The organism is Micromonospora sp. NPDC023956, assembly GCF_040639195.1.
Taxonomy (GTDB): domain Bacteria; phylum Actinomycetota; class Actinomycetes; order Mycobacteriales; family Micromonosporaceae; genus Micromonospora.
On sequence record NZ_JBEZZN010000004.1, the window covers coordinates 149,660 to 164,847 of the forward strand.

20 protein-coding genes and 1 tRNA gene are annotated in these 15,188 nt (G+C 68.3%); 9 read left to right on the plus strand and 12 right to left on the minus strand.

All coding sequences use genetic code 11. The features are described 5' to 3' along the window. Positions 1-71: 71 nt before the first annotated feature. The 6 genes from AB0F58_RS10270 (at position 72) to AB0F58_RS10295 (ending at position 4,865) form a co-directional block, all read left to right on the plus strand. On the plus strand, positions 72-2,426 hold the full coding sequence (locus tag AB0F58_RS10270) for a transketolase C-terminal domain-containing protein (RefSeq protein WP_357140814.1): 2,355 nt from the start codon (positions 72-74) through the stop codon (positions 2,424-2,426). Between the two features lie 114 nt (positions 2,427-2,540). Continuing rightward, a complete protein-coding gene (locus AB0F58_RS10275; protein WP_357140817.1) occupies positions 2,541-2,978 on the plus strand; it encodes a DUF3052 domain-containing protein in 438 nt (145 codons plus the stop codon). A gap of 64 nt (positions 2,979-3,042) precedes the next feature. After that, positions 3,043-3,510, plus strand: coding sequence for a peroxiredoxin (locus AB0F58_RS10280; protein WP_357140820.1), 468 nt, complete (start codon positions 3,043-3,045; stop codon positions 3,508-3,510). An 82-nt stretch (positions 3,511-3,592) separates the two neighbouring features. After that, positions 3,593-3,664, plus strand: a tRNA-Val gene (locus AB0F58_RS10285). 248 nt (positions 3,665-3,912) lie between these two features. Then, positions 3,913-4,419, plus strand: a complete 507-nt coding sequence (locus AB0F58_RS10290; protein ID WP_357140823.1) for a hypothetical protein — start codon at positions 3,913-3,915, stop codon at positions 4,417-4,419. Positions 4,420-4,424: 5 nt separating this feature from the next. Further along, the gene (locus AB0F58_RS10295; protein ID WP_357141800.1) at positions 4,425-4,865 is read left to right on the plus strand and encodes a tyrosine-type recombinase/integrase; all 441 of its coding nucleotides are present in this window, start codon (positions 4,425-4,427) and stop codon (positions 4,863-4,865) included. 46 nt (positions 4,866-4,911) lie between these two features. Here AB0F58_RS10295 and AB0F58_RS10300 read toward each other — a convergent pair whose 3' ends face one another. The 4 genes from AB0F58_RS10300 to AB0F58_RS10315 form a co-directional block, all read right to left on the minus strand. Further along, entirely contained in the window at positions 4,912-5,109 is a 198-nt protein-coding gene (locus tag AB0F58_RS10300; protein ID WP_357140826.1) for a hypothetical protein, read from the minus strand. Positions 5,110-5,223: 114 nt separating this feature from the next. After that, the gene (locus AB0F58_RS10305; protein ID WP_357140829.1) at positions 5,224-5,655 is read right to left on the minus strand and encodes a hypothetical protein; all 432 of its coding nucleotides are present in this window, start codon (positions 5,653-5,655) and stop codon (positions 5,224-5,226) included. A gap of 128 nt (positions 5,656-5,783) precedes the next feature. Continuing rightward, positions 5,784-6,131 (minus strand): hypothetical protein, encoded by a 348-nt coding sequence (locus AB0F58_RS10310; protein ID WP_357140832.1) that lies wholly within the window; start codon positions 6,129-6,131, stop codon positions 5,784-5,786. Positions 6,132-6,271: 140 nt separating this feature from the next. Next, positions 6,272-7,486, minus strand: coding sequence for a hypothetical protein (locus AB0F58_RS10315; RefSeq protein ID WP_357140834.1), 1,215 nt, complete (start codon positions 7,484-7,486; stop codon positions 6,272-6,274). Positions 7,487-7,621: 135 nt separating this feature from the next. On the opposite strand from AB0F58_RS10315, the gene AB0F58_RS10320 reads away from it, so the two are divergent. Next, entirely contained in the window at positions 7,622-7,771 is a 150-nt protein-coding gene (locus AB0F58_RS10320; protein WP_357140837.1) for a hypothetical protein, read from the plus strand. A 165-nt stretch (positions 7,772-7,936) separates the two neighbouring features. Here AB0F58_RS10320 and AB0F58_RS10325 read toward each other — a convergent pair whose 3' ends face one another. The 3 genes from AB0F58_RS10325 to AB0F58_RS10335 form a co-directional block, all read right to left on the minus strand. Then, positions 7,937-8,533 (minus strand): hypothetical protein, encoded by a 597-nt coding sequence (locus AB0F58_RS10325; RefSeq protein WP_357140840.1) that lies wholly within the window; start codon positions 8,531-8,533, stop codon positions 7,937-7,939. A gap of 226 nt (positions 8,534-8,759) precedes the next feature. Continuing rightward, a complete protein-coding gene (locus tag AB0F58_RS10330) occupies positions 8,760-9,650 on the minus strand; it encodes a hypothetical protein (protein WP_357140844.1) in 891 nt (296 codons plus the stop codon). A gap of 80 nt (positions 9,651-9,730) precedes the next feature. Beyond that, positions 9,731-10,375: a hypothetical protein gene (locus AB0F58_RS10335; protein WP_357140847.1), complete on the minus strand. Its 645-nt coding sequence runs from the start codon at positions 10,373-10,375 to the stop codon at positions 9,731-9,733. 204 nt (positions 10,376-10,579) lie between these two features. On the opposite strand from AB0F58_RS10335, the gene AB0F58_RS10340 reads away from it, so the two are divergent. After that, a protein-coding gene (locus AB0F58_RS10340; RefSeq protein ID WP_357140850.1) for an IS5 family transposase occupies positions 10,580-11,406 on the plus strand; the annotation gives its coding sequence in 2 pieces (ribosomal slippage) (positions 10,580-10,943 and positions 10,943-11,406; 828 coding nt in all). 170 nt (positions 11,407-11,576) lie between these two features. Here AB0F58_RS10340 and AB0F58_RS10345 read toward each other — a convergent pair. Then, the gene (locus tag AB0F58_RS10345; protein ID WP_357140853.1) at positions 11,577-12,038 is read right to left on the minus strand and encodes a hypothetical protein; all 462 of its coding nucleotides are present in this window, start codon (positions 12,036-12,038) and stop codon (positions 11,577-11,579) included. 166 nt (positions 12,039-12,204) lie between these two features. On the opposite strand from AB0F58_RS10345, the gene AB0F58_RS10350 reads away from it, so the two are divergent. Then, positions 12,205-12,360, plus strand: coding sequence for a hypothetical protein (locus AB0F58_RS10350; RefSeq protein ID WP_357140855.1), 156 nt, complete (start codon positions 12,205-12,207; stop codon positions 12,358-12,360). A gap of 17 nt (positions 12,361-12,377) precedes the next feature. Here AB0F58_RS10350 and AB0F58_RS10355 read toward each other — a convergent pair whose 3' ends face one another. From AB0F58_RS10355 to AB0F58_RS10370, 4 genes are all read right to left on the minus strand, one after another. Continuing rightward, positions 12,378-12,575, minus strand: a complete 198-nt coding sequence (locus AB0F58_RS10355; protein ID WP_357140858.1) for a hypothetical protein — start codon at positions 12,573-12,575, stop codon at positions 12,378-12,380. 272 nt (positions 12,576-12,847) lie between these two features. Beyond that, positions 12,848-13,144: a hypothetical protein gene (locus AB0F58_RS10360; RefSeq protein WP_357140861.1), complete on the minus strand. Its 297-nt coding sequence runs from the start codon at positions 13,142-13,144 to the stop codon at positions 12,848-12,850. Between the two features lie 249 nt (positions 13,145-13,393). Beyond that, positions 13,394-14,125 (minus strand): phosphotransferase, encoded by a 732-nt coding sequence (locus tag AB0F58_RS10365; RefSeq protein ID WP_357140864.1) that lies wholly within the window; start codon positions 14,123-14,125, stop codon positions 13,394-13,396. 132 nt (positions 14,126-14,257) lie between these two features. Then, on the minus strand, positions 14,258-15,124 hold the full coding sequence (locus AB0F58_RS10370; protein ID WP_357140867.1) for a hypothetical protein: 867 nt from the start codon (positions 15,122-15,124) through the stop codon (positions 14,258-14,260). Positions 15,125-15,188: the final 64 nt, after the last annotated feature.

The window sequence follows — 15,188 nt, forward strand, 5'->3', positions numbered from 1 at the left end:
CCGGGCGGTGGCCCCTGCCCCGGTCCGTGTCTGAGTGGGCAGGTTCGGCCGTCGTCGGTAATGCTGTCGACGTGACCACCCCGCAAGATCTCGACGACCGGTTCCGGGAGAGCCTGGCCGCGCTGGCCGGCGCGGCGCAGCGACGGGACCCGGAGCAACCCGTCCGGGACGGCGCCACGCTGACCGGGACGCGCGCGCTCGAACTCTTCGACGCGCAGGTCACCAGCCGACAACTCGACCTGGCGGCACGCTGGCTCGGCAGCTTCGGCGAGGGTTACCACACGATCGGCTCCGCCGGGCACGAGGGCAACGCGGCGGTGGCCGCAGCGTTGCGCCCCACCGACCCGGCGCTGCTGCACTACCGCTCCGGCGCGTTCTACTGCGTCCGGGCCGCCCAGGTGCCCGCCGGGGACCTCGGCGCGGACGCCCCGGGCGGCGACGACACCGACGCCGGCAGGCCGGACCCGTACGCCGGTGCGGCGCGGGACGTGCTGCGCGGCGTGGTCGCCTCCGCCGAGGAGCCCGGCGCCGGCGGCCGGCACAAGGTGTTCGGCCGGGCCGACCTGGCCATCGTCCCGACCACCTCGACCGTCGCCTCCCACCTGCCCCGCGCGGTCGGCATGGGGCTGGCCCTGGAACGGCTGCGCCGGCTCGACGGCGTCGGCCGACGCCTCGGGGGACGGGGCGGCACCGGCGTCAACCGGCCGCCGTGGCCGGCGGACGCGCTGGTGGTCTGCTCGTTCGGCGACGCCTCGATCAACCACGCCAGCGCCACCGCCGCCCTGAACACCGCCGGCTGGTGCGACCACACCGGCCTGCGGGTCCCGGTGCTGTTCGTCTGCGAGGACAACGGACTCGGCCTGAGCGTCCGTTCCCCCGAGGGCTGGGTGGAGGCGATGCTGCGCTCCCGGCCGGGGATCCGCTACTTCGGCGCGGACGGGTGCGACCTGGTCGGGGCGTACGAGGGAGCGACCGAGGCCGCGGCCTGGGTGCGCCGGCACCGGCGTCCGGCCGTGCTGCACCTGAGCACCGTCCGGCTGATGGGGCACGCCGGCACGGACGTCGAGAGCGCGTACCGGGGAGCCGCCGAGATCACCGCGGACCTGGACCGGGACCCGGTGCTGGCCACCGCGCGGCTGCTCGTGGACGCCGGCCTCGCCGCACCCGCCGAGCTGATCTCCCGCTACGACGAGATCGGCTGGGAGATCCGCAAGGTCGCCGAGGAGGTCATCGCCGAACCGAAGCTCGCCTCGGCGGCGGAGGTCGTCGCCCCGCTCGCGCCCCGCCGGCCGCTCCGGGTGGCCCGCGCGGTCGCCGACGCCGCCGCCCGCGCCAGCGGCCCCGGGGCGGCGGCGAGGGCCGCCGCGTTCGACGGGAACCTCCCCGAGCTGGCCGGCGGGCTCACCCTCGCGCAGAGCATCAACGCCGCGCTCGCCGACGGCATGCTGGACCATCCGGAGATGGCCGTCTTCGGCGAGGACGTCGCCGTCAAGGGCGGGGTGTACGGAGTGACCAGGGGGCTGCGGGAGCGGTTCGGCGTGTCCCGGGTCTTCGACACCCTCCTCGACGAGACGTCGGTGCTCGGGCTCGGCCTCGGCGCGGGGATGGCCGGGATGCTGCCGGTGCCCGAGATCCAGTACCTCGCCTACCTGCACAACGCCGAGGACCAGCTGCGCGGCGAGGCGGCGACCATGCAGTTCTTCTCCCGGGGGGCGTTCCGCAACCCGATGGTGGTCCGGGTGGCGGGGCTGGCGTACCAGGAGGGCCTCGGCGGGCACTTCCACAACGACAACTCGGTGGCCGTACTCCGGGACGTGCCCGGCCTGGTGGTCGCGGTCCCGGCGCGGGCCGACGACGCCGCGCCGATGCTGCGGTCCTGCCTGGCCGGCGCGGCGGTGGACGGCAGTGTCTGCGTCTTCCTGGAGCCGATCGGGCTCTACCACACCCGTGACCTCTACGTCGACGGCGACGGCGAGTGGCTCGACCCGTACCAGGGGCCGGGCGGCTGGGTGGGCGCGCACGTGCCGATCGGCCGGGCCCGGGTCTACGGCGTCGGTTCCGCCGAGGACGTCACCATCATCACGTTCGGTAACGGAGTGCGCCTGTCGCTGCGCGCGGCGGCGCGTCTCGCCGCCGAGGGGGTCGGTACCCGGGTGGTGGACCTGCGCTGGCTCGCGCCGCTGCCCGTACCGGACATCATCCGGGAGGCGTCGGCAACGGGCCGGGTGCTGGTGGTGGACGAGACGAGGCGCTCCGGTGGAGTCGGTGAGGGGGTGATCGCCGCCCTGGTCGATGCCGGATATGTCGGGGCTGCCCGGAGAGTGGCTGCTGTCGACTCTTTCGTACCCTTAGGTCCGGCTGCCCGGCAGGTGCTGGTGTCGGAGGAAGCCATTACCCAGGGTGCCCGTACGCTGCTGGCGCGGTAAATTCCGTTCCACCCGGTGCGCCACTTGCGCCGGAAGGCTCGAGTGTGTGGACTTTGCCTAACGGTGTCGGAGGAGATGCCGGGAGCAGCGAATGAGATGAGGAGGCACGCGACAGTGAGCGCGACCGCTGGTCAGGCCGCCGACGGGGTACGCAGCCTGGCGGACCGGTTCGGGATCGAGCCGGGGATGGTCGTCATGGAGATGGGGTACGACGAGGACGTCGACCACGATCTCCGGGACGCCCTGACCGACCGCTGTGGAGAGCTGGTCGACGAGGACACCGACGAGGTGGTCGACGCGGTGCTGGTCTGGTACCGGGACGGCGACGGTGACCTCTTCGAGCTCCTCGTCGACGCCCTCGGCCCGCTGGCCGACAACGGCGTCGTGTGGCTGCTGACGCCCAAGGCCGGGCGGCAGGGGCACGTCGAGGCGAGTGAGGTCGCCGAGTCCGCGCAGACCGCAGGTCTCCAGCAGACGTCGACCATCAACGCCGGCCGGGACTGGAGCGGTGCCCGTCTCGTCCCGCGGCGTGGGTCCAAGAACAAGAAGTGACGCCGTCGCACCCGGCACCGGGTGTGGCAGGCTGGTCCCACCCGTGACTAACCAAGGAGCTTGCATGCCGATCGAGGTTGGCGCCGAGGCGCCGGACTTCGTGCTGAAGGACCAGAACAACCAGGAGGTCCGCCTCTCGGACTTCCGTGGTAAGCGCACCGTGCTGCTGGTCTTCTACCCGCTCGCCTTCACCGGCATCTGCCAGGGGGAGCTCTGCGAGGTGCGGGACAACCTCAACGAGTACGTCAACGACGACGTTCAGGCCCTCTCGGTGAGCGTCGACTCGGTCTACGCCCACAAGGTCTGGGCCGACAAGGAGGGATACCAGTTCCCGCTGCTGGCCGACTTCTGGCCGCACGGGGCGGTCGCCCAGGCGTACGGCGTCTTCAACGACGTCGCCGGCATCGCCAACCGGGGCACCTTCGTGATCGACAAGGCCGGCGTGGTCCGCTTCGCCGAGATGAACATGCCCGGCGAGGCTCGCGACCAGCAGGTGTGGCGCAAGGCGCTGGCGGAGATCGCCGCCGCCTGAGATCCCACCCCGGCATTCGGTTCGACCGGGCCGGTGGCTGGCAGGTAAGCTGCCAGCCACCGGCCTGCCGTACGGAGCGTCCGGGCGCGTAGCTCAGTGGGAGAGCACTCGCCTTACAAGCGAGGGGTCGCAGGTTCGAAACCTGCCGCGCCCACAAACCCACCTCTACCTGCGAAAACAGAGGCAGAGGGGCCTGGGTTGGCCAGGCTTAATCGCACAGACAGAACTCGCCTACTCGAATCGACGATCCTCAGGAAACGTCCACCGGGGCACCCCGAACACCCCCGGCGAGCGCGAACAACCGCCACGACCACCCCCACAGCCCGGTCACGGCAGAAAACCGCTCCACCACGCGCCCCGCCAGGGAAAACCGGCAGGAGATGAACGGCACGCGAGTGCTGTGTGGTGGTGGCGGACACGGCCAGTAAGCGCGGCAACCTACCGAAAGACCTCGGCCCTTACTCCGCTTGGATCGACTCCTTCGCGCTGTCCCTGCGCGTCGCCGAGAAGTCCGCGAACACCATCCGCATCTACACCGACGCCGCCGGATGGCTCGCCGGCTGGCTGCTGCTCAACGCCAAGGTCCGATCCTGGGACCAGGTGAGCCGGGACGAGCTGCGCCAGTTCTTCGTGCACATGCAGGAGATCGGCTACGAGCAGGGCTACCGGAACAACATCGCCCGAGGCTTGCAGGCTTTCTTCAAGTGGTTCGCCGAGGAGGAAGAGGTCCCGGACCCGTTCAAGACCTTCAGGCCACCACCGCCGCCGAAGATTGGGGAGAAGACCCCCGACGTCATCAGCAAGGAAGACCTGAAGGCACTGGTAAAGGACGCCGAGTCAGGTCGTGACTTCGAGGCCGGCGAGACGCGGCACTGCTGCGGCTGTTCGCCTGCACTGGCTGCCGGCTAGCGGAGATCACCAACCTTCGAGTTCAGGACGTGGACGTGCGGAACCGTACTGCCGTCGTGGTGGGCAAGGGCAACAAGACCCGCACGGTGAAGTTCGACGCCAAGTGTGCGCTTGCGTTGGACCGCTACCTGCGTAAGCGTGGCGAGCACAGGGCGTCCAAGGATTTCGACGCCCTGTGGTTCGGGGTGCGGCGACGCATGCCGATGACTCCGTCCGGCATTCCGCGGGTCATTGAGCGGCGCGGCGAGCGTCTGGGTTTGGACATCCACCCACACCTGTTCCGGCACACGTTCAGCCACAACTGGCTGGACGAGGGGGTGCTGAGGGGACCTGATGGAGTTGAACGGCTGGTATTCGCCGCAGATGCTCCGCCACTTTGGGGGTCGGCGAAGGCAGCCCGAGCACGTAGGGCCTACGACCGGATCGACGTGATGCGCGGCGTCTAGGCCGGCCCTTGTCGTTCTTGCCGATGGAGGCAGAGCCGAACACGGCTCACTCGCACCCGTCGGCGTCGCCCCGCCCGTAGCCCTCACAGCAGTCCAGTCGGTGCGCGTACACCCGCACCTCCCGCCCCCGCACCTCCTGAACGTCGGCCGTCCGCTCGTACAGGCAGGCACGCCACACCACCTCAGAACGCCGCGCGTCAACCACCTGGCCGTCGCCGGGGCCGCCGCGCAGGAGCGCATACATGCAGGCCACCGTACGCCGGGACAGACGGAAGCCCGGATGGAATGCTCACGGGTCACGGTGCCGCACGCCGGCTGGACCGCCACAATCCCTGCCGCAGGCTAACCTGCTCTCTACTCACCAAGGGCCACTACCGAAACGCGCCACGCACGCTCGAAACAAGTCGATCTGAGCCTTACTGGCCCACAACCCCACCTGCATCGAATCCGGATCGGCGGCAAGCCGCTCACCCATAGACACGAAATTCACACCAGCCTGGGAGATACGCGTATCAACGGCCTCGGCAGCCAGAGAACCCACCTCGCGGGCCACCGCCGGTGCCGGGGGAACATTCTCCGACGTCAGGTTCGCAGTCCTCGGCAGCGCGTAGACGGCCCGGCAGGCAAGCCGATCCTTGTCGGAGGTTGGGCTCGGCGAAAAGCTGGGAGTGACGGCGACCGGCGCACTGCTCGACGCGGCAACCGGCGTGGTGGTGTCGTCACTGGCACACCCCGAGGCCAGAACGGCACAGAGCAGGGCGGCGACATGAGCGGGGGTTCTGCTGATCACCGGCGCACCGTACCTGGACTGCCGGTTCCACGACTACAACCTCGCGTCGGCCCCTCGACGTCTACCGCAACGACGAAGCCGCCCCCATCTCGCAGGAAGGGGCGGCTTCACCGTGTCGGGCTTGAGCGCTACCAGTCGAGGCTCTGATAACCCGGTCCGCCACCCGACTCCTCAGGAGGGGGGTTGAAGACGAACTCTCGGTACGAGCGATCCGGGACGAGACGCCGGCCAGCCTGGGCCTTCTTGAGCCAGTCGACAAGTTCGGCGATGTCCTCCTCGCGCATACCTTCGTCACGGAGCTTCCCCGCGAAGGCACCAGGCTCGACGCGGTGCCACCGGTGGCGGACGTTCATGAGATCGGCCTTGAACATGGCCTGCTCGTTCCACTTCAGGTGGTTGTCGTAGCCCTTGGCCTTCATGGCGAGGTACTCAGCGATGCTGGCGACGCTAGGTGGTAGGTCTTCGGTGTTAGCCATGAGTCAGTTGTACCGGTGAGAGGTGACACCTCCACCGGGGCCATCCGAGGCGTATCGACCGGATAGCCCAGCCATCAACACGTCCACGGTCCGGGAAGGCGCACCAACGCCCGGAGGCCCCTCCATCGCCGAACAGCCGATCAGAACGGTGGAGGGTCCAGGTCCAGGTCCGGATCCGTGCCGGACGAGCCGGCGCCCCTCAAACTCTCACCCTGAGAAGGGCGCCAGCCTTCCTGAGCCGCCAGGAGTCGCGCCTCCTCCCTTGCCTGAAACAACGCCTGAAGCAGCGAATCCACCTGCTCATCCGTGAGCAAAGCCCGATAGGAAAAAGTCAGGCCGTTACCACCTGCGGTGACCCCCAGGTCGAACCAGACAGTCGGATGAACCAGCGGGCCGTCGTTGCGGGCCGAAGCACCCTCAAACGTCAACCGCGTCCCACCCCACGGATCAATGTTCACCCGATGAGGTGGGTACCACCCCGCCTCTTCTCGCTTACGCTCCACGTCCGGCTCTTTCTCCGCAGGGAGGGTGAGCTGATAGTCCATCAGTTCCCCGTTGCTGCGCATCGCCAACAGGCCAGCCTTCACCAGCTTAAGCGCCATCTCCGACAGCGGCATCGCCACGAGTTCGTCCCAGCTCATCGGCCAATCCCACACATCCGTTACCAAGGGTGCCGCATCCGACAGCGGGCCCTCACAGAATTTGTCGTGCTGGAATTCCAGGACCAGCCCACCGTCGTCGGCGGCAAGAACCAGCCCTTCCACCAGCGGTCCGAGGTCCGATTGCTCGTCGGAGAGGTACTTTTCTGCCTCTTCCGCCCACTCCTCTGCATCCACGAAGCGGGCGCCGATCAGGAAGCTCCACCCGTCAGTGCCGGTGATGATCTGGCCTGAGGTCATGGTCGGAGAGCGTAAAGCCCACTCTGGGTGCGTCTCCGGCGGGTCTACGTCGCCTTCTACGCCCCCATCACCCGCCGGCAGGGTCAGCCGGTAGTCCACGCGGTCGCCGTTCCTCCGCCCCGCTACCAGGCCAGCTTTCAATATCTCGGACATCGCCATCATCAGCGCCATCGACGAGAACAGGTTGTACGTCACCGCCTCTCTCTGATCGTCTCCCTCGCCGCACATCGCCTCCACCAGAGGACCCTCGCAGAAGCTCTCGTCCTCGAAGTCGAGAATCAGCCCGTCGTCGTCGGCGGCGAGAGCAAGGGCGGCGGTGACGGGCCAGCAGCAGAGGTGCATGCTGGTGGCGGTGATCCGTCGCGCTTCCAGTTCCCATTCGTCAACGGTTACGAAACGGGCACCGGTCAGGTAGCTCCACCCTTTGGCGTCGGTGGTGATCTGCTCTGGGGTCATGGCCGGACAGCGTAGGGCCAACGATGCCCCAATCCCCAATACGGCGTAGTGGTTACGGTCCCGCGACAAGCGGACCAGCGACGCCATCCCGACAGAACGCCAAGCCGGCGGCCACCGGCAATCTAGCCTCCGCTCGTGGACACCGAAGCCGCCGCCGGACTCGTCGGGCTCCTCGCCGTCATCGGCGTCGGCTGGGCCATCTGGAACCACGTGCACGGCGACTACTACGACGATGACGACGTCGTCTACTACGAAGAGTGGTACTACGAGGAGTGGGACGAGTAGGCGCGTGCCGGGCATAGCTGCTGGCGGATAGGCCACCCCGTAACGACCGGATAGCCTATCCACTCCTTGCGCCCCGGATGCTCACAGCGCACGCCGGCAGCAAACGAAGCAACTCGCCTCCCGGCTGCTTCGGTCCCGATGGCAAGGTCAATTAGCTGTTCCGGATCATGCTCCCGCGCGCAGAACCCGGAACCAGCCCTTCCGTCGGGTAGCCAACGCAGACGAGCCTCCCAACGCCTCACGCACCGACGCATCTAGAGCATCCATCGCAGCCAGCATGCGCAAACGCCCCGGATAGTCCTCGGGCACGTAATCACCTTCGTGTGTAGGAAACCCGTCGTTGTTCAGATCCCAATCCAAGGCAAGCTCGACGTCCTCCACCTCGGCCCACGCCCGCCGCATCGCCGGAGTCCCCAACAGGTCCAGCCGGGCGTCGACCGGCACCGACGGCTTGTAGAAAGTGGGGTGCCTGCTGGCGAGTTGGAGTACACCCCGGCCGGCGGTGATGCGGCGTTGGAGTTGGGCGAAGTTGGTGCGGCCTCGGTCCCAGACGATGAGTTCCCCGTCGAGCACTGTGCCGGCGGGCAGGGTCCTGACGGCGCGGGTGATGTCGGGGAAGTAGAGGGTGAGGTTTCGTCCGGCGCGGGACTGGAGGTACACGCCGTCGTGTCCTCGGAAGGCCAGGCATCGCCAGCCGTCCCATTTCGGCTCGTACAGGAGGTTCGGGCCGGCAGGCACTTCGTCGACCGGTGCGGCGAGCATGGGTGCGACCGGTCGGCGTAGGAGCCCTGATGTCGGCCCGGTGCGGTGCTGGGCCGGGCTCACCGCCTCCGCAGTCTGTGTGTGGTTCTCCTTGTTCCTCCCAGGTCATCGTCAGGGAGGCGGCGGCGAGCGTGGGTGAAGATCGGTGACATCGAATGGGGCACCAACGGAACGACGCCCGGACTGATGCCGGGCGTCGTCGTGCGTTGCGGGCGGGACGGCTCGATCAGTTCGTCCTGTGGGTGCGGCGGCGGAACTGCATGGCGACGGAGACGCCGACCGCCAGACCGATCACCAAGCCGGCGAACCCTACAGTCAGCGCACCGTTGCCGGAGTTCAGGCCGGACAGGTTGGACACGGGGTCCATGGTCGGTGCGGGGCTGGTCGGTTCGGCGGCGGTGGGCGCGGGGCTGGTCGGGTTGGGGCTTGGCGATCCGGTTGGCCTCGGCGTCACCGTGCCGGTGGGGATCGGGGTGGGGTTGTTGGTTGCCGTGGGCGTTGGCGTGGGGGCGTTGCAAGATGCGGGTTCGTTGACGACGCGCACGTACTTGTAGCCTGCGATTTCGAGCGACCACCGGTCGGTGGGCTTCACCCAGTCCTCGGTGATGTACGTGTTGCCGGGGAGGGCGGTTCCGGTCATCTCTTCGCCGCGCTGCTTGACGAGCTTGTACTGGCGTGCTTCGTCGGTGGCGTTCTTGATGCGGAGGGTGACCTGGTACGGGCTTGGCCGGCAGTCGACGATCAGGTTGAAGCTGGCCGCCGTGGTGCCACATGCCCTGAGCGCGTCGGGGGAGACTGAGGCAGAGGCCACGACGACGCCCTCGACGGTGACGTCCACGCTGTAGCCGCCGAGCGTCTCCCGGACGGCGCTGCCGCCTGCCGGGATCGTGAACACCGGGGGGTAGGGAGACGCGGTGTCGTTGGTGATGGCGGCTTCGATGTCGGCCGAGGTGTTGTTAGTGACCGTCCAGTACACCCAGCCGTTGCCGTAGGCGGGCTCGTAGCAGGGAGATGACACGGTTACGGCTGGGGTTTCGGCGTGGGCTGGCGCGGCGAAGCCTGTGAGTGCGAGCGCCAGGGCGGCGCTGGTGAGAACTGTGGGTAGTAGTTTCCGCATGCCTGCTCCTTGGGGATAACCTGGTGATCCGGATCGCGGTGAATCTTGACGCTTTGTGATCACTGCAAGCAAGCCATTGGTCACTCTCCCGATAGGGAGGCGCCAGGAGTGGTTGCGCCTTCTCCTTGCGTGGGCAGGGGCAAGGTTGCGGGACGGTCGGGGTGCAGCAGTTGGTCGAGCCTGCGTGGGCTGGGGACAGTAACGAAGCGGGAGCGCACGTCCACGAGCACCACCGGCATGCCGCGCTGGTGGGCCTTCAGGAGGGCCGAGTGGGTGCCGCCGGACCGTTTGCCGCGCAGCCACACCGCTACGGCCGCGTTGGATGCGGCCAGCATGCCGCCGTTCCGTTCGTGGAGGAGCTGCACGGCGCGGCGCTTGCGGGTGTCCCCGGTGAGGCCGTCGAGGTTGCCGTAGACGTGCTCGTCGGCGGCCAGGGCGCGCAGCCGGTGCCACTCAGCGACGGCCTCGGGGTCGGGCCACGGGTCGGGCTGCTGCGGGAACGGGATGTGCGCCGCGTACGGCACCTCGGCGCGGTAGAGGCTGTCTGCCCACCACATGTCCGCACCCAACGCCATGCCGGTGATGCCAGTCGTGGTGCCGTGCTTGTCGCGGAGCTTCACGGCGATGCGGTCGAGTTGTTCGCGGATCCAGTCATGGTCAGCCGCCGGGAGGTGTTGGGGGCGGTGGCCGGTGACCATCACCGTCGGCCACACCGGGGCGGTCACCGTCGGCTCCTCGGCTTGAGCGGACGTACCCGCGCAGCGTTGCCATCCAGTCGGGGTTCGGGTTCCTCCCGGCGGAACGCGTCGAGACGAGACACCCCGGCCAGCAGTTCCTCGGCGCGGGCGGCAGCAGCCAGCAACGCTAAGAACTCCTAACGAAATGATGTTGGACGTGTCCTCGGGACGTGAGGATCGTTCTGTCTGAACGTGAGGAGGGGTGAGCAGCCGCCATGGGTCGTCTCGGACGAACTGTGGGCCGAGATCGCACCGCTGCTGCCGCCCCGTCCGCCTCGACGGCATCGGTTCCCCGGCCGCAAGCCTCTCGATGGCCGCAAGGTGTGGTGCGGAATCCTGTTCGTGCTCTACACCGCGATCCCGTGGGAGTACCTGCCTCAAGAGCTTGGGTTCGGTTCAGGCATGACCTGCTGGCGCCGGTTGCGGGACTGGAACGACGCCGGTGTCTGGCAACGACTGCATGAGGTGCTGCTCGGCAGACTGCGGGCCGCTGGGCAGTTGGACATGTCCCGGGCGGTGATCGACGGCTCCCACGTCCGGGCGCTCAAGGGCGGGCCAAAACCGGTCCGAGTCCGGTCGACCGCCGCAAGCCAGGCTCGAAACACCACGTCATCACCGACGCGGGCGGCATCCCCCTTGCCGCGAGCCTGACCGGCGGCGACCGCCACGACGTCACCGAACTGCTGCCCCTGGTCGACAAGATCCCACGGATCAAGGGCATCCGCGGCGGGCCCCGGCAACGGTCCGACCGGATCTACGCCGACCGGGGCTACGACTTCGACTGCTATCGCCGCGAGCTACGCACGCGCGGCATCACACCCGTCATCGCCCGACGCGGTGTCGGTCACGGATCCAGCCTCGGCACCCGACGCTGGGTCGTCGAGCAGACCATCGCCCTGCTGCACTGGTTCCGCCGCCTCCGAATCCGCTGGGAGATCCGCGACGACATCCACGAAGCGTTTCTCACCCTCGCCTGCGCCATCGTCTGCTGGCGCAGGCTGCAACGCTCACAGAGTTAGGAGTTCTTAATCGCTGACGCCTTTTCTCCTTACAAGCGAGGGGTCGCAGGTTCGAAACCTGCCGCGCCCACAAACCCTTTCTGCCTGCGGAAAGCGCGGCCATCGGTGAGTCCTTGGCTCGCTGGGGTAGAGGCTGGTCGGCTGCCGTTGATGCACGCCGGTCAGACCGGTCAGTTGTCGAACCAGAAGACGATCCGTACATCCTGTGGAGCGCCCATCGCGGTCAGCAGGTTCAGCCGTCCGAAGTACCAGTCGCCGAGGAACTCCCGCAGATTCGCCGCCGGGGGTTCACCGTCGGTGCGGGTGTCGGTGAACGTCTGGTCGTAGTCGAAGTCGATCAGCTCGGCGAGGGCGAGCCAGGTGTGGGTGTGTCCGTCGGTGTCCCATGAGTCGCTCTTGGCTCGCACTTCCGGGGACACGTCGTCGGGAAGCCCACGGGGGTTGGCGATGACCGGGGTGTTGGAGTAGTTCCGCACGTCGGCGAGGAACCCGAACAGGCCGTAGCTGCGTATCCCGTCGAAGGGGCAGTGCCGGTCGTTCGGGTACTCGTTGTCGGGAAAGGCGTCGTCGCCTGCGTAGCGCCACTGGCCGTCGATGCGGATCTCAGCGTAGGCGTGAATGTCGCTCCCCAAGGGGATCTCCGTTCGGTGGGTGCCGGGCTGGGGCGGGTGACAGTAGTGCGGGCGTTCCTGACGTGCGCGGCGCAAGAGATCAGACAGGATTCAATCAGAAGCTGGACGCCTGGCCCTGGAGAGGAGAGCACACCCGCCACGGCTGCCGATGGCCGCGTCGACGTTCGTGTACAGACGTACCCGTCCGGTGGCCCTCGGCACGTGGCATGAGGACGGCGGCACCTGCGAGAGCGACGCGTGGGGTCCGTACGACGGCAAGAAGCCGAACACCACCCGCGACATCATGAAAGCCTGCCTCCAGGTCTGCCGTTCCTGCCGGTAGAGGGGTAACCGAGCGGCCTACTCGCACCCGTCCACGTCACCCCGCCCGTAGCCCTCACAGCAGTCCGGACGATGCGCGTACACCCGCACCTCCCGCCCCCGCACCTGCTGCATATCCGAGGTCCGCTCGTACAGGCAGGAACGCCACACCACCTCAGGACGCGAGACGTCGACCACCCGGCCGTCACCGGGGCCGCCGCGCAGGAGGGCAAACATGCAGGCCACGGTACGCCGGAGAGGGACGGCCTACTGACGTTCCAGATCACGCAGACACCCCGCCCGCCAGGCGGTACTCACCGTCGTCGTGCCGCACGCCGGCTGGACCGCCACCATCCCGCCGCCGAGGAAGACAGGCCGTCAGGCAGCCGGGGCGGCCCTGCCCGACTCCACCAGCTCGGGCACGCCAGCCGTCGTCCCGGCGCAGAAGAGGCACCCTCGAGAGAGGGTGCCTCTGGTGGAGCAGCGGAACAGCGGTGAGAAGTTCCCGTTTACCAGTTGCAGTTGGCGGCCGGGATCCAGCCGTCCTGCCCCGGTGCCTCGGCGCCGTGGCCGTAGTACCAGGTCTGAATGTCACTGCCGCCGTAGATCGAGTGGACGCGGAAGCCCGGCCCGGGGCTCAGGGTGCGGAGGACGTTGCCCCAGGGCTGGTCGCGCAGCCAGGTGGTCTGATTGGTCACGCAGATGTCACCGGGGGTGTCGCTGGCGACGGCCGGCGCGGACGTCACCGCCGTTCCGGCAGTGAGGACGGCCATTACCGTCAACACGCGTACAACGTTGCGCTTCATGCGCTTCCTCTCGATCAGATGCCGTGCGAGCCAACCGATTATGCCCAACGCTTCCGGCATGGCAAGCCGGCCCGTCCGCGCAGCAGATCCGGGCGCAGATGGTGTGTCGGTGGGAGACTGGCCGATTTACGACTCCTCAGCCGGCCCCTGTTGTAGGTGCACTCGCCGCGGGTGCGGTAGCTGAGATCGTTGGGTGGGTGGCGCTTTCCACGTCCCCGGCGCGGGGCACCCCACTCCTCGAATGTGTTCTCAGACCGCTCGAACCTCGGCGAGCCGCTTGACTGCGTACTCGTCGTCCCAGCAGACAGCGGCCTCCCATGCGGCCGACGCCTGCGCGGCGATGTCGTACGCGCCGTCGTCGAGGCCGGCGGCGTTGCCGGGCAGCACGAGATCGAGGACGGGGACGTCGACGTGCGCCTCGTCCCAGTCGATCAGCGCGACGTGGTTCGCGGTCATGCGGACGTTGCCAGGGTTGGGGTCGCCGTGCACGACGCACGTCTGATGTCCGGCGAGGCGCGCCCACGCCGCTCGGCACCGAGCAACGCCCTCAGTGGGCATCGCACCGAGGTCGATCTTCGTCCCGGTTTCGGCGTGCAGGAGATCGGTCGACGATCGCCAGCCTGGACGCTGCGGCCAGTCCTGCGTCAACCGATGCAGCTCGCGGAGCGTGCCGGCCACGCGACGCCAGTCGGCCTGCGTCTCGGGCGGTCCACCGTCCAGATAGGTCATCACCACCAGACCGTCGGCGAACAGCCGGCCGTCCGTGGTCGGGATCGGGACCGGCACGGTGAGACCTTCACGGTCGAGGTGTCGGAGGAGCTCTGTCTCCCACGCGAGATCAGCGTCGCTCCTGGTACCGAGACGACCGACCGCGAGCTGCCCGTTGACGCGCACGCTCCACAAGTCGTTGGCGACTCCGCCAGTGAGCGGCTCGATGCGAGCGACGTCCTCACCCCACTGCCCGAGTGCCTCCCACCCCACCGGCCAGATCCTACGGCGTTCCGAACACCACTGTTCTCGGCATGTCCGAACGCACCGGTACGGTCGCCGAATACTCGAAGCGACGGACGCCGACCGCGCCGCCGCGCGCTGCCTGCGGCAGAAGACGACGGATCAGCAGTGGGGCGCGGTTTCCGACAGCGCCCGGCGGTCCAGTAACTGCCCGATCGCCGTAGCGATAATCGGGTTGACGGCGAATTCCCGGCACAGCCAATCGAAGGTGAACCGGGCGGCAGCCCAGTTGTGCTCGTAGCCGGGCACCATCACCGACAGCGGCAACACGTCGGGCGGATAGGCCTGCTCGACGCGGCGGCTGGCCTCGAACGGATCTCGGCGATGCCCGGCCGGGGTGGTCAGGTTCAGCAGGGCGATCACCCGGTCGACGGCGTAGGTCTGGATGAACCGGGCGGCGGCCAGCCGCTCGCCGCGCAGCTCGCGGTGCAGGCCGACGTAGAGGTTGGTCAGCGCCTCGTTGAGATGGAACTCGACCGTGTCGAACGGTGGTACCGACGGCGACGGGCCGTAGTCGGCCAGCCCGGGTGAGACGTCGGCGCGCTGCCAGACGATCCGGGCGCCGGTGAACGGCAGTCGGGCCAGTTCGTCGACGGTGAAGATCGCGTACTCGGCGAAGACGCCGTCGGCGAACAGCGCCTTGCGGCCGTTGCGGTCGTTGGCGAAGCTGTATGCCACCGGGTGTGCGGCTGCCAGCCAGTCGATGTCGGACAGGTAGCGGTCTTTCGCGTCGTCGTCGACGACGACGAAGAAGTCCAGGTCCGAATGCTCGTCCATGCGGTCGTGCTCGGTGCCGGCCGAACCCAGGCCCAGCAGTGCGAGAACGTCGCCGCGGGTGGCCAGGTGTGCGCCGAGGTCATCGAGGCGCTGCAGCATCGGGTGCATGACACGCCGTCCCTTCGGTAAGAGTCGACGTTTCAGCCCGCACAGCCCTCCTGGCCGCCGAGGTCGCGACGCCTGCGATCTCATGGTTCGGCAGCGTCCGGGTGCCCGTCAAGGGCCGCCACACCATCTCGCCGCCTCACCCGCCTCA

Bases quoted from the DNA above. Each gene is read 5' to 3' on its own strand.
- AB0F58_RS10330 (WP_357140844.1), bottom strand. From the start codon at position 9,650: ATGCGGAAACTACTACCCACAGTTCTCACCAGCGCCGCCCTGGCGCTC.
- AB0F58_RS10355 (WP_357140858.1), bottom strand. From the start codon at position 12,575: ATGTTTGCCCTCCTGCGCGGCGGCCCCGGTGACGGCCGGGTGGTCGAC.
- AB0F58_RS10370 (WP_357140867.1), bottom strand. From the start codon at position 15,124: ATGAGATCGCAGGCGTCGCGACCTCGGCGGCCAGGAGGGCTGTGCGGG.
- AB0F58_RS10280 (WP_357140820.1), top strand. From the start codon at position 3,043: ATGCCGATCGAGGTTGGCGCCGAGGCGCCGGACTTCGTGCTGAAGGAC.
- AB0F58_RS10315 (WP_357140834.1), bottom strand. From the start codon at position 7,486: ATGACCCCAGAGCAGATCACCACCGACGCCAAAGGGTGGAGCTACCTG.
- AB0F58_RS10325 (WP_357140840.1), bottom strand. From the start codon at position 8,533: ATGCTCGCCGCACCGGTCGACGAAGTGCCTGCCGGCCCGAACCTCCTG.
- AB0F58_RS10300 (WP_357140826.1), bottom strand. From the start codon at position 5,109: ATGTATGCGCTCCTGCGCGGCGGCCCCGGCGACGGCCAGGTGGTTGAC.
- AB0F58_RS10310 (WP_357140832.1), bottom strand. From the start codon at position 6,131: ATGGCTAACACCGAAGACCTACCACCTAGCGTCGCCAGCATCGCTGAG.
- AB0F58_RS10360 (WP_357140861.1), bottom strand. From the start codon at position 13,144: ATGAAGCGCAACGTTGTACGCGTGTTGACGGTAATGGCCGTCCTCACT.